Annotated in this window: 13 protein-coding genes and 1 pseudogene; 10 read left to right on the top strand and 4 right to left on the bottom strand. The window is 65.0% G+C overall.

The window, feature by feature from the left end:
- The first annotated feature begins 21 nt into the window (after positions 1 to 21).
- Positions 22 to 942 (top strand): pyridoxal 5'-phosphate synthase lyase subunit PdxS, encoded by a 921-nt coding sequence (pdxS, locus tag JWN03_RS29225; protein ID WP_297621788.1) that lies wholly within the window; start codon positions 22 to 24, stop codon positions 940 to 942.
- 338 nt (positions 943 to 1280) lie between these two features.
- Positions 1281 to 2138 (top strand): MHYT domain-containing protein, encoded by an 858-nt coding sequence (locus tag JWN03_RS29220; protein WP_297621777.1) that lies wholly within the window; start codon positions 1281 to 1283, stop codon positions 2136 to 2138.
- A 41-nt stretch (positions 2139 to 2179) separates the two neighbouring features.
- Here JWN03_RS29220 and JWN03_RS29215 read toward each other — a convergent pair whose 3' ends face one another.
- Positions 2180 to 2731 (bottom strand): DUF1990 family protein, encoded by a 552-nt coding sequence (locus JWN03_RS29215; RefSeq protein ID WP_297621775.1) that lies wholly within the window; start codon positions 2729 to 2731, stop codon positions 2180 to 2182.
- Between the two features lie 93 nt (positions 2732 to 2824).
- On the opposite strand from JWN03_RS29215, the gene JWN03_RS29210 reads away from it, so the two are divergent.
- The 3 genes from JWN03_RS29210 to JWN03_RS29200 all read left to right on the top strand — a co-directional run bounded on the left by JWN03_RS29210 (position 2825) and on the right by JWN03_RS29200 (position 5940).
- Positions 2825 to 3340, top strand: coding sequence for an isochorismatase family protein (locus JWN03_RS29210; RefSeq protein WP_366914491.1), 516 nt, complete (start codon positions 2825 to 2827; stop codon positions 3338 to 3340).
- 679 nt (positions 3341 to 4019) lie between these two features.
- Positions 4020 to 4367, top strand: coding sequence for a hypothetical protein (locus JWN03_RS29205; protein WP_297621773.1), 348 nt, complete (start codon positions 4020 to 4022; stop codon positions 4365 to 4367).
- Positions 4368 to 5061: 694 nt separating this feature from the next.
- A complete protein-coding gene (locus JWN03_RS29200) occupies positions 5062 to 5940 on the top strand; it encodes an alpha/beta fold hydrolase (RefSeq protein ID WP_297621771.1) in 879 nt (292 codons plus the stop codon).
- 196 nt (positions 5941 to 6136) lie between these two features.
- On the opposite strand, the gene JWN03_RS29195 is transcribed toward JWN03_RS29200, so the two are convergent.
- From JWN03_RS29195 to JWN03_RS29185, 3 genes are all read right to left on the bottom strand, one after another.
- A complete protein-coding gene (locus JWN03_RS29195) occupies positions 6137 to 6514 on the bottom strand; it encodes a hypothetical protein (RefSeq protein ID WP_297621769.1) in 378 nt (125 codons plus the stop codon).
- A gap of 439 nt (positions 6515 to 6953) precedes the next feature.
- Entirely contained in the window at positions 6954 to 7892 is a 939-nt protein-coding gene (locus tag JWN03_RS29190; protein WP_297621768.1) for an alpha/beta hydrolase family protein, read from the bottom strand.
- A 35-nt stretch (positions 7893 to 7927) separates the two neighbouring features.
- Positions 7928 to 8992, bottom strand: a complete 1065-nt coding sequence (locus JWN03_RS29185; protein ID WP_297621766.1) for an amidohydrolase family protein — start codon at positions 8990 to 8992, stop codon at positions 7928 to 7930.
- Between the two features lie 142 nt (positions 8993 to 9134).
- Here JWN03_RS29185 and JWN03_RS29180 point away from each other — a divergent pair, with 142 nt between their 5' ends.
- From JWN03_RS29180 to JWN03_RS29160, 5 genes and pseudogenes are all read left to right on the top strand, one after another.
- Positions 9135 to 9515, top strand: a complete 381-nt coding sequence (locus tag JWN03_RS29180; RefSeq protein ID WP_297621764.1) for a MerR family transcriptional regulator — start codon at positions 9135 to 9137, stop codon at positions 9513 to 9515.
- A gap of 57 nt (positions 9516 to 9572) precedes the next feature.
- Positions 9573 to 9737, top strand: a pseudogene (locus tag JWN03_RS29175) (IS30 family transposase); the annotation flags it as partial.
- 362 nt (positions 9738 to 10099) lie between these two features.
- Entirely contained in the window at positions 10100 to 10615 is a 516-nt protein-coding gene (locus tag JWN03_RS45855; protein WP_441343075.1) for a transposase, read from the top strand.
- A gap of 194 nt (positions 10616 to 10809) precedes the next feature.
- Positions 10810 to 11376: a dihydrofolate reductase family protein gene (locus JWN03_RS29165; protein WP_297621762.1), complete on the top strand. Its 567-nt coding sequence runs from the start codon at positions 10810 to 10812 to the stop codon at positions 11374 to 11376.
- A gap of 160 nt (positions 11377 to 11536) precedes the next feature.
- The gene (locus tag JWN03_RS29160) at positions 11537 to 12454 is read left to right on the top strand and encodes an aminoglycoside phosphotransferase family protein (RefSeq protein WP_297621760.1); all 918 of its coding nucleotides are present in this window, start codon (positions 11537 to 11539) and stop codon (positions 12452 to 12454) included.
- The last annotated feature ends 52 nt before the right edge of the window (positions 12455 to 12506 follow it).

Here is a 12506-nt window from a genome sequence, read left to right as displayed (position 1 = left end):
CCGAGCGATCGATTGGCCCACATGACACAGGAGTTTGCCGTGACCACGCCCGACACCACACCCGCCATCGGCACCGCCCGCGTGAAGCGCGGCATGGCCGAGATGCTGAAGGGCGGTGTGATCATGGATGTTGTCAATGCGGAGCAGGCCAAGATCGCCGAAGATGCCGGCGCCGTCGCCGTCATGGCCCTCGAGCGTGTCCCCGCCGACATTCGCGCCCAGGGTGGCGTTTCCCGCATGTCCGATCCGGACATGATCGACGGCATCATCGCCGCCGTCTCCATCCCGGTCATGGCCAAGGCCCGTATCGGCCACTTCGTGGAGGCGCAGATCCTGCAGTCCCTCGGCGTCGACTACATCGACGAGTCCGAGGTGCTGACCCCCGCCGACTACGCCAACCACATCGACAAGTGGAACTTCACCGCTCCCTTCGTCTGTGGCGCCACCAACCTGGGTGAGGCCCTGCGCCGTATCACCGAGGGCGCGGCCATGATCCGCTCCAAGGGTGAGGCCGGCACCGGCGATGTCTCCAATGCCACCACCCACATGCGCAAGATCCGCGGCGAGCTGCGCCGCCTGAGCACCCTGGCCGAGGACGAGCTGTTCGTCGCCGCCAAGGAGCTGCAGGCCCCGTACGAGCTGGTCCGCGAGGTCGCCGAGACCGGCAAGCTGCCGGTTGTGCTCTTCACCGCCGGTGGCATCGCCACTCCGGCCGACGCCGCCATGATGATGCAGCTGGGCGCCGAGGGCGTATTCGTCGGCTCCGGCATCTTCAAGTCCGGCAACCCGGCGCAGCGTGCCGCCGCCATCGTGAAGGCCACCACCTTCTTCGACGACCCGGATGTGCTGGCCAAGGTTTCGCGTGGCCTGGGTGAGGCCATGGTCGGCATCAATGTCGAGGAGATCCCGGAGCCGCACCGTCTCGCCGAGCGCGGCTGGTAATTCGGCGCGCGGCCGGTTGTCCGGCTCGGTGAGCTGAAAACATACCGCCGGGTGGTCCTTTCGGGACTGCCCGGCGGTTTTTGTTTGCGCCACAGTGGTTTTCGGGTTTCCCGTGTGGTTGCTGTGAGCTGTGAGCGTCAAGACCGGAATACGTAAGGCGCGGAGGAGATGTAGGCCCGGCCGCACCCCTGTTTGCCTGCGCACATGGGCTCCAGCAAACTCTGGCTAATTAACGAGGATTGTACTGCCGCAAATTTACTACCTGCTGACTTCTGGCTAATGTTCGCCACAATCGCCCCGGCAATTGTCGACGCGAAGCCTTCTGGCAAGGAGTCCGCATGCTGGAAATCGACCAGTTCACCTATGGTTGGTTGACCCCCGTGCTCGCCTATCTCATGTCCGTCCTCGGGTCGTTGCTGGCCTTGCGCTGCATGGTGCGGGCGCGCAGTCAGGCCGGGCGCGGCGGCAACGGCTGGGTCGTGACCGGGGCGATCGCGCTGGGCGGCACCGGCATCTGGGTCATGCATTTCATTGCGATGCTGGGCTTTTCGGTGCGCGACGCGACGATTCGGTACAACGTGCCGATCACCGTGTTCAGTGCCGTCATCGCGATGGGCGTTGTGTGGCTGGGCCTTTCGATCGTGGTGCACCGGCACGGCGGCGAATTGTTCGCACTGGTCATGGGCGGTGCGATCACCGGGCTCGGGGTCGCGGGCATGCACTACGCCGGCATGTATGCCATGAAAAGCGATGCGACAGTGCAGTACGACCCGTGGATCGTGCTGCTGTCGCTGGTGATCGCCATTGTCGCGGCGACCGCAGCACTCTGGTTCGCTCTGCATGTGCGCGGCCTGCTCGCCACCATCGGCGCGGCGCTGATCATGGGAATCGCGGTGTGCGGCATGCACTACACCGGCATGTTCGCCATGCACGCCCACGTCGCCGAGCACATGCACGCACCCGCCGGGGCGCAGGCGAACCAACTGCTGACTCCGCTCATCGTCGGCGTCAGTATGGTCACCATGCTGATGCTTTTCCAGGTCGGTATCACCGATATCGACGAGCCCGATCTCAGCCGTATCCGCGGTCAGTACGCCAGCAGGTACTGGCCCAGCCGGCGCGAAGTATCGCACCGCAAGTTCGATCCGGACGATTTCCCCACCGAGACCTTCAACCCGCACCGTCACGAGCCCTGATCGGCGAGTCGGCCTGGGATGAACGCGATCTCACAGCTGGGTCACCGCGGTACCAGGGCGCGGAGACAGCGGCGCCGGTAGCGGCGCTGAGCGACCAGAAGTACTGGGAAGAGCGCCCGCCAGACGCCGTCGGGCGCCGGTCGGGTCAGCGAGCGGAGCGTAAGGGCCACGGTCCCGTCAGGACTGCGGTGGACGATGAATGCCTCTTCGCCCGACACCGGATGGCCCGGCAGCGTGCCGTACGCGAACCCGCAGCGGATCAGCGTGTCCACCACGGCGACAACGCGGACCGGCTCATGAATTGCGAACGGCCCGAACGCGGCGGTGATCCGGAAATCGGCCCCCGAGGTGACCCGCAGCGTCGCGCCGCCTTGCGGCTCAACCCGGAACCCGCTGCGCTGCTTGACTTCCCAGCCCATCACCGCCTCGGCGGCCCGCCGCCAATCGACCTCGCCATGCCCGACGACGACGGTCTTCTCGTACTCGCGGTACCCCGAACCGGCGCCGCCCCAATCGACATCGCCGGGACAGGTCAGCCCCACCGGTCCGTAGTTGAACGCCCCACCACCGCTTTCCGATCCATTCCGCACCATGACGCTCCCGTCTGGCTGGCGTGCCTTTCCTCTGCCAGGCTATCGGCGCCCGGACGCGGACGGGAATGGGAACTCCTCCAAGCCACCTTGTCGGTGCCTCGCTCTACCGTCGACATTCGTGACATCCCTTGCGAATTGCCCGAATTCCGCCGTCATAGTCGTCGATGTGCAGAACGGCGTCGTCGCCGACGTTCACCAGCGAGACGCCGTTGTGGCAGCGATCGGGCCCGCATCCCCGGATCGGAACCGTGGCAGATTGTCCCGGAACTGACTCGAGCCGACGATGAACTCCGCCTGAACAAGCGCTACGGCGACTCCTTCGAGGACACCGACCTGGAGGCAATCCTCGCGCGTCTCGAGATCGGCCGACTGTTCGTAGCGGGCGCACAAACCGACGCATGCATCCGGTCCACCCTGCACGGCGCATTCGTCCGCGGCTATAACACCGTCCTAGTCTCGGACGCGCACACCACCGAGGACCTCTCCCCATGGGGCGCACCATCTCCCGAAGCCGTCATTCGCCACATCAACCTCTACTGGCAGCACACCACCGCCCCCGGCCGCACCGCAGCCGCCATCACCACCGACAACATCGACTTCGCGAACTGACCTCACCGTGCCCGTTGGCCGAAACCGAAACTGCGCATGCTGTACCCCGATCGATCGCGCTCAGCGTGGCAGCCAAGCCCGTCGCGAACGTATTCCATGCCGTGGACCGACCGAACCGGCCAGCGTGGGGCGTCCGAAGATCAACGGGCTGTGGTCATCTGGGACGAGCCAACTGTTGGCCGAATGCACCATATTGCCGAATGTCGGCGCGCCGGTTGATGAGCGCCGCGCCTTCGACCGAAGGCGTTCTACGATTACGCTCATTCCTCCGCTGGGTGGACGAAATCGTGCAGTGATGATGATCTGCCCGGATGTTCGGACTGCTGTCGTCGCGCAGCGCACCTGCCTGCTTCGGGATGCTGCCACTGTGGCGCATTTGGACGCCCGCCTAGATTCTCGTTTGTGGTCTACACGCGGGACCGGTCCCGCGTGTAGATGGATACGATGCCGCCATGGAACGAAAAGCTTACCGCTGCGCTTGTTCGGCGAGGGGGTCGACAACGTTGCGATAGAGTTCAGTTCGGCTATTAGCGGGTCTGATTCTATGCATTGGAGGCGGTCGGATTTCGGTGCAACTGTTCAATGTCCGGGATTTGAAGTACGTGCTGGGGTATGACGCAAGAATGGCTAGGAGGAAATGATGCCGGGTTATACGTGTAACAGAACGGCTATCGTGCGAATGGCAGCTGTTGCCGTAGCGGTGCTGGGGGTCGGCACCGCAGCGGTGGTCATCGAATCCGGAACTGCGCAGGCGGCGAGCCCTCAGGACTGTGGTCTGCAGCGAGACCTTTTCGGAGCATCGGCACAATGTCCGGTCGGCCAAGGCTGGTTCTACGAACTGTCTGTCGAATGCTTCGGCCTCAACATGCCCTTTGCTCGCCCACCGGCTATCGGCCCATACACCCAGACGATTTCGACACTTGCCGCTGGCCCGAACATCTCCGCAAGTTGCAATTCGGGGGGCGCGGCGATCGCTGGCGTGGTAACCAACGCCTATATATCTCCACACCAGCTCTGGCGCGACTGACGGGGGTAGGGACCAGCCTCACGAGCAAGCGTCGGTGACGCCACGTGCCTCCAGTGCGCGCTCGAGGGACCCTGGCGGAAGCCTTGGATGGGATCCGTACATCAGTACTTCGATGACGGACAATGTGAGGTTGAAGTCCACCCAGACGGTGGGCAGCCGCGCATAGGGAGCACCCCGCCGGGCACCTGGATCAAATCCTGGCCGGGACCTGATCCTGACACCAGCCTCCAACTAACATAGCCGCATAGTGCGCTGAGCGAATCGGCCAGCGCCGTGGGGCGGAAGATCAACTGGCGGAGGCCATCCGAGGCCGACCGAACGCACATGCCGAATAGCGGACTCGTAGTCGGGCGGTAACCACAGGTGGCAATGTCACGAGCACCACGTCGGCGAGCCCATCGAGGCATTTGCGGATTCGGCTCGAGTGCGCAAGGACTCACTGCTCAACAAATGAGCTCGCTTGTGCTTCGCAGCTTCGGTTAGGGTCCTGATTATGGCTTACATGTTCGTCCGTCTCCGGACTGCATGAGACAGGTGCTCCGCCGGTCGTTGACAACCGGTGCTGGCCCGTCCTACTCCAGAACTGCGCCCGGTGTCGTCTGTTGGCGCCCGCCGTTGAGAGGTCGCAGTTCTCGGCACCCTTTCCGTGTCGGCAAATGTCTGACGCACTCGATCCGTTAGGACGAACCTCTACATGTCTTCGCACGCTTCGTCACTCCCGGCCTCTGCACCGACTTTCGTCTTGGTGCACGGTTCCGGCTCGAGTTCGTTCATGTGGACGCCGATCCAGCGTGAACTGGCACTACTCGGTCACCGCAGCTGTGCCGTCGACCTCCCCGGGCACGGCTTGGATGCGCAGTACCCGGTTGCTTACCAGGCGCCGCAGGATCTCGGCGCGTGGGCAACGGAGCCCTCGATGCTGGCCGGCGTCACCTTGTCGGACAACGCCAACCTTGTCGTCGACGTCGTCCGCCGCGTCGCCGAGTACGGGCCGGTCGTGCTGGTGGGTGCCAGCCTCGGTGGAACGGCCATCAGCGTGGCAGCCAACCTGGTGCCGCACCTGGTGGATCGACTGGTGTACATCTCCGCCTGGTCCTGTGTGGCGCATGCCAACCCCATCGAATACATGGCAGAGCCCGAGTTCGCCACCAACCTGCTGGGCCTGTTGGCCGGGTTGAACGTCGGTGACCCGGCCGTCCTCGGGGTCGGCCGAGCCAACTACCGCACCGCCGACCCCGCCCTGCTCGCCAATCTGAAGGCGGCGATCATGGCCGATACCACCGATGAACAGTTCCGGGCCTTCCTCAACATCCTGCAGCCCGATGAATCGATCTCGGTGATGATGGGCGATGCCAGGGTGCAGGCGGATACATGGGGCACGATCGCCCGCAGCTACATTCGGCTCACCGGCGACCGTTCGCTCCCAATTGCCTTGCAAGACAGGCTGATCGCCGAAGCCGACGCGCTGACCCCGGGCAATCCCTACGACGTTCACACCCTGGACTCCTCGCACGTCGGATTCATATTCCAGGCACCGGAAGTGGCCGCCATCCTCAATAAACTGTCTGCTTAGCCAAGGGCCAGCCGGAGTCCTCATATCCCAGCGCTACGACGCCCTCCCGATCTCCTATCGCAGAGCAAGCAGCACGGTTCGGAGGGGCCGGGCAGTACGGAGTCGAAACGCCGGTGAACGCTCGCTCATGCCTCGTTGCGCGCTGACAGAGTCGGCCACGAACCCGTGCTCGGCAGAACGCAGACCCCGAACACCCTCAGCGGTGGAGAGGGTATCGGAGGTAGTCGGCCGGTGGGATCCCGAACTCGAGGCTGTTCTCGTCGAGTCCGTTGCTGATCGTGACCCGGTTCTCAGCGAAGGCGAAGCTCACCGCGACCATGCCTGCGGCGACATCGGCTCGATGACTTGTCCATTCGAGCAAGTCGACAGCGAGTAGCGGCTGTCCCTCGAGTTCGGTCAACGCGAGGATGGCGTCGGATCGCCATGCCAAGTGGAAAGTATGGATCTCTGCGTCGCTATCCTCTGGATCGGACCAGGAGGGCCGCTGAAAGGGATCGATGCGGTTCCAGGTGATCGACAACTCGTCGAATTTCTGGTGAGCGACCTCAACACGTTCACCGTCGAAGTCCAGCACTACAGGGCCGCCGGCGAACCACTCGTCGTCATCTTGGTCCCAGACCAGCCAGCTACTAGACAAGCGCCTGCCGACCAGCCCGGCCAGCCGTCGACCGTGAGAGGACTCGATGGTGGCGCGCCCTGCGAGCCAATGTGGTTGGTATCCGCGGATGCCGTAGTAGGACACCGCACGATTATCGCGGTGTGCCGCTGCCGATAAGCAAGCGCAACCGTTCACCGGTTGCTGTCGCGTCGGCCTATCGACAGTGCTCGCGCTCGCTGGCCCTGGTCCTCGGGGCGGATGCGTTCGGCCAGGCAGGTTCGATGAGCAACGACGGTATAGCCTTCGGGGCCATCATTGGACATCACTGCCAGGATCAGACCATCACCTCCCGCGCTGAGTGTTGTTGTCTGCCGGCAGAAGTCGCACGGCTGGCCGAGCGACTCGAACGCCGGGGTCACTTGGATTCCAGTCGTCCCAGCGGGTGGGCATCGGCGAGGCGGGACTGGGCCGTTTCCCAGTCGGTGTGGTCGATCCCGGTGACGTGGCGCAGGAAGGCAAGGGTGACGTGCTGGACGAGGGCGACACGGCCGGGGTCCTCGTCGGTGGTCTCTGCCACCTGGTAGCCGGAGATGCCGCCGAGGAAGTGCTCGCCGCCGTAGACGGTGAGCAGGCTCTTGTTACCGCGGCTGAGGGTGTAGGGGTCGCTCGTCCAGGCCGGTCCCCGAGTGGAGAGCGGGAGGTCGTCCTTGTCTCCGGCGACGACCAGTCCGGGGGCGGTGATGTGAGAGAAGTCCTGATCACGCAGCCACGGAAGGTTCTCGTGCGCGAAGGGAGTCAGTTCGTCACCGCCCTTGCCCGCTGTGGCCAGCTGGATACTGGCCATGACCCGGGGGTCGGACAGATCCTCGGCGATGCCAGTCTGCGGATCCCTGACGCGCAGGCCCACCAGGATGCCTGCGGTCTGGCCGCCGAAGGAATGCCCCGCGGCGACGATGCGGCTGTGGTCGACCCGGCCGGCCAGGCACGGTACGGATGCCTCGAGAGTCTCGAGCTCATCGAGGATGCGCCGCATGTCTTGGACGCGGTAGCGCCACATCCGGGGCTTGCGGGGATCGTCCGCGGCAATGTTGAGCCGCTTGGAGTCGAGGTGGGTGACCTGGATGACGACGAAGCCGTGGGAGGCCCAGTGGTCGACCAACGGTGCGTAGCCGTCCAGGTTCGAGCCGAATCCGTGCGCGAACAACACGATCGGCAGATCGGTGCCGGTAACCGGGGCGGAGATTCGTACGTGCAAGTCCTCGCCGCGCTGCGGTGCGGGCAGCACGAGCGGCTTGACCGCCACGGACAGGGTGGACGCGGGGCCGGTGAGACCGGTCATCTGGTAGGTGGTCATGCGACTGCTTCTTTCAAGTTGTGATGGTTGCGGGGTCAGGCGGTCTGGAGGTTGAGGATGCGTTCGGCGTTGAGGTGACCGAGCTTCGCCCTGCCCGACTCGTCGAGCGGGGCACTGTCGACGAAGGCGCGGGCGCCGCCGAAGGAGCCGCGCGAGTCGACGCCGCCTAGGCCGCGCGGATAAGCGGTGCCCTCAGCGGTGGGAGCACCGTAGGGGGAGTCGGCGCCGAACATGACGCGGTCGGGCCCCAGCACGTCCACGGCCGCGGCGAGCATCCGGTGGCTGTAGAGGCCGCCGGCGGTGACCGAAAGGTTGCCGGTGATGTAGTCGAGGACGCGGCGTTGCAGATGCGTGGCGGCGCTGCTGAGCAAGTCGGCGCGGTCGGCGAACGGTACGAGCATCTCGCCCCAGTGCCCCAAGATGATCTGCAGATCGGGGTGCCGGTCGAAGGTGCCGGCCAGGATGAGACGGAGCGTGGCCAGGCCCGCCTCCGAATGCCATCCCCAGCCCCCGGTCGACAACAGCATGCTCGTCATGTCGTCGAACCCGGAGTAGGCGATATCGATGAGCTTCTTGGGCGGCATGGCCGGATGGATGTACAGCGGCACGCCGAGGTGGGCAGCAGCCTCGAATACAGGCCGAAAACTGTCATGGTCGAGGAACGTCTCGCCCGTGCGCGGGAAGAGCATCGCGCCGACGTGTCCGAGGCTGGTGACGGCGCGTTCCAGCTCGGCAGCGGCCGCCTTTGGGTTGGAGGTGGGTAGCGTTGCGAAGGCCGCGAAGCGGTCGGGGTGGCGTCGTACGGCGTCGGCAAGTACGTCGTTGGCTTGCCTGGCGAGCGGGACTGCCACCTGCGCGGGCAGGGGCTGAGTGCCGGGGGTGGTGATGGACAGGACCTCCAGGTCCACACCACTGGCATCCATCCGCGCCAGACGCTCCTCGCCGACGTCGAGCAGTCGGAGATTCACCTCCCCTTGGCTGCTCATCTTGTTGACGGTCTCGTCGCCGCCCCACTCGAGCAGGGCGTTGCGCAGTTCGGAGGTCCAGGCGTGTTCCTCCACGCCGATCACTCGCCGGACGGGGGTGATGTTCTCACTCAATGCACGCTCCATTTCGTTCGAGCCGCTTCTATGTCGGGGACGTACCGGGAGGAACTCCCGGTGAAGGGCACATCAGGTACGCTAAGACTTGACGTTGACGTCAAAGGCAAGCCATTAGGTCGGAGATCACATGGAGTCGGCTATGCGCATCGGAGAACTCGCTCGCCGGACCGCCGTCAGCACCCGGGCGCTGCGGTACTACGAGGAGCAGAACCTGCTCACTGCCGAGCGCAGCGACAGCGGCCAGCGCCACTACTCGGAAACTGCGGTCGACCGGATCCGCCTGATCCAACAGCTGTACACCGCCGGTCTGTCCAGTAAGACCATCGCCGAGCTCATGCCCTGCGTCATCGACGGCAAGGCCACGCCCGAGCTTCTCGACCGTCTAGCCGTGGAGCGTGATCACATCGACCAGCACATCGCGGACCTCACGCACACCCGAGACAGGCTCGACTCGGTCATTGCCGGTGCCACTGCCAACATGCACACCGGTACTTCCTGCCGGCAGAACACTGTCGCGTAGGACAGGCACCGCCTGGACCCCTGTCGCGTACAGGGGATCCCGAATCCCGCACCACCGAGCAATGAGAACACCAATGGTCTTCTCCGCCAATACCTTCCTCGCCATCTCGACCTGCGCACCTACGGTCAGGCCGATCTCGATGCCATCGCGGATGAACTCAACGGACGCCCTCGACAAACTCTCGAATTCCGCACACCATCAGAAGCACTCGATGAAGTGTTGCGTCGACCGCCTGAGCCCACACCGCAGAAGTCGAGCAGCAGCTGCGACAGCGCAAGGTTCACGGCGCTGCAGCGTTGGCCCGCAAAGCAGTTGACGCGGCGGCGGTTTCCTCGGCGATCCTGCCAACGTGGGCGCGACGCCCGCCGCAGATCAACGAGGTGCTGCCGTTGTTGTACCTGCACGGACTTTCGTCCGGCGGTTTCGCCCCGAGTTGGAGCAGTTCCTTGGCACCGGCGCGGGCCTGTCCGCGTCGTCGATCACCCGACTTACCGGCCAGTGGCAGGACGAGGCCCGCGCCTTCGCCGGACGCGACCTGTCGGCGGTGGACTACATGTACTTGTGGGTCGACGGCATTCGTCGCGTTGACCGACGGCTACCGGGAGTCGGGCCAGTCGCGGGCCGATCTGCTGCGCGAGTGCCGACGCCGCGGCATGCGTGCGCCGAAGCTGGCTGTCGGCGACGGCGCTCTGGGCTTCTGGAAGGCGCTGCGCGAGGTGTTCCCGAAGACGAAAGAGCAGCGCTGCTGGCGGCACAAGCCTGCGAATGTTCTTGCGGTGCTTCCGAAGTCGACCTATTCAGGCGCTGTCGCGGCGATGGGGGATCTACAACGCCGAGGACGGCGACAGGGCGCGGGCGGTGATCAAGGGTTCGCCCGCGACTACGGCGCGAAATTCCCGAAAGCCGTCTCCGAGATCGTCGACGCCGCCGATGTACTCCTGGAGTTCTACAACTACACCGCAGAGCACCGGATTCATCTGCGCCCGACGAATCCCATCGAATCTACTTTCGCGACAGTGCGTTTGAGGAGCAGGGTCACCGAGGGACCCGGCTGCCGCGCGGCCGGGCTCGCGATGGCGTTCAAGCATCGAGGCCGCTGAGGTACGTTGGCGCGCCGTGAACGCGCCGCACCTGGTCGCCCTCGTTCGGGCCGGAGCCGTGTTCGAGAAGGGCTTACTCATAGCACAACCGGTCGATTCGTCAACTACGAAGGAGGCCGCCGCTTCTACAAGGATTTGACGACATCTCGTGTGGCGTCGCGATGAGTTTTGCCCTCCGGTGCAGTCTGATCTGTATGGGCAAACTCATCTATGGCTTCAACGTGTCGGTGGACGGGTACATCGCCGACGCGCAAGGCAACATCGACTGGTCCGATCCGAGCGAAGAGCTCCTCCAGTACTGGAACGACTTCGAGCGGGAGACCGCCCTGTCGTTCTACGGGCGGCGGCTCTACGAACTGATGTCCGCGTACTGGCCGACCGCTGACAAGGCTCCGGACGCCGCCCCTCTGATCGTCGACTTCGCCCGCATCTGGCGCGACATGCCCAAGGTCGTGTTCTCACGCACCCTGGAGTCGGTCGATTGGAACTCCCGTCTGGAACGCGGCGACCCGGTCGAGGTGGTGACGAAACTGAAAGCCGAAACCGACGGCAGGCTGGAGGTGGCCGGCGCGACGCTGGCCGCACCGATCGTGCAGGCCGGACTGGTGGACGAGTACCGGATCGTGGTCACGCCCACCGCCGTGGGCGGCGGCACCCCGTTCTTCCCGAGCCTGCCGTCATGGATATCGCTGCGACTGCTGGAGAACCGCACCTTCCGGGGCGGCACGGTCCTGCTGCGCTACGAGGCGAAGCCCGACTGACACAGCCAGCTGGGGCGTGGTGATGGGCGCGGCTGGGGTTGTTCGCTACTGCCGCGATTCGGGCGGTTTGAATCGGGCATCTGGTCGACTGGAAGTTCAACGGGCCGATGCCATCTCGAGGATCAGCCGCAGTCCTGCGATCTGGCTACTGTTGATCCGTATGACGCATACCGAGATCGAGGTCACCGCAGAATTGGTGCGGGATCTGCTGCGTGACCAGCACCCCGACCTGGCCGATTACCGTGTGCGACTCGGCGCGCGCGGCTGGGACAATCAGCTATGGCGGCTTGGTGACGATCTGGCCGTCCGGTTGCCGTGGGCGACAGGGTCTGCGGACGCGCTGCTGTACAAGGAATACGCATGGATGCCCGCCCTCGCCCCGTCCCTTCCGCTGCCGGTTCCCGTTCCGCAGCGTTTCGGTGAGCCCTCCGAGCGGTTTCCTCATCCTTGGATCGTCACGACCTGGGTGCCGGGTGTTCCTGCCGACCGTGCCCCTGTCGCACGCGCTGCGGAATCGGCCACTGCCCTGGCCGCTTTCGTGACGGCGTTGCATCAACCAGCCGCCCAGCAGGCACCTACCGGCCGAGACCGCGGAGGGCCGCCGGCCGAATACTCCGAGGGGTTCGCCGCGCAGCTTGCCTCGGCCACCGGGTTAGGACTGATCCGCGATCCGGAAGCCGTCCGCGCGGTCTGGGAACAGGCCGCCGCCGCCCCGGATTGGGACGGACCGCCACTGTGGCTGCACGGCGACCTGCATCCCGCGAACGTTCTCACCGCAGAGGGCACCATCTGCGGTGTGATCGATTTCGGCGACCTGTGCGCGGGCGATCCGGCCTGCGACCTCGCTGCCGCGTGGATTCTGTTGCCGGACAGTGCGATTGGTCTGTTCCATGACAGCTATCGGCCGACCCTGGACGCCGCGACTCTGCGCCGCGCCCGCGGATACGCTGTGCTGCGCGCCCTCGCCGGCATACTCATCGGCAACGCTGGCGTACGCGGCCTCCCGGGCGGCAAACCCACATGGGGTCCGCCCGCCCAGGCCGCACTGCAACGCCTCACCGCCACGACAGACCACTGATCACGTACGCCCAGATCGCGGCGCCGGACTGGGAATCCATGACTGACCTCAT

Source organism: Nocardia sp. (genome assembly GCF_025465275.1).
In the GTDB taxonomy this organism is placed as follows: domain Bacteria; phylum Actinomycetota; class Actinomycetes; order Mycobacteriales; family Mycobacteriaceae; genus Nocardia.
This window is presented reverse-complemented; position numbering and strand designations above follow the sequence as displayed.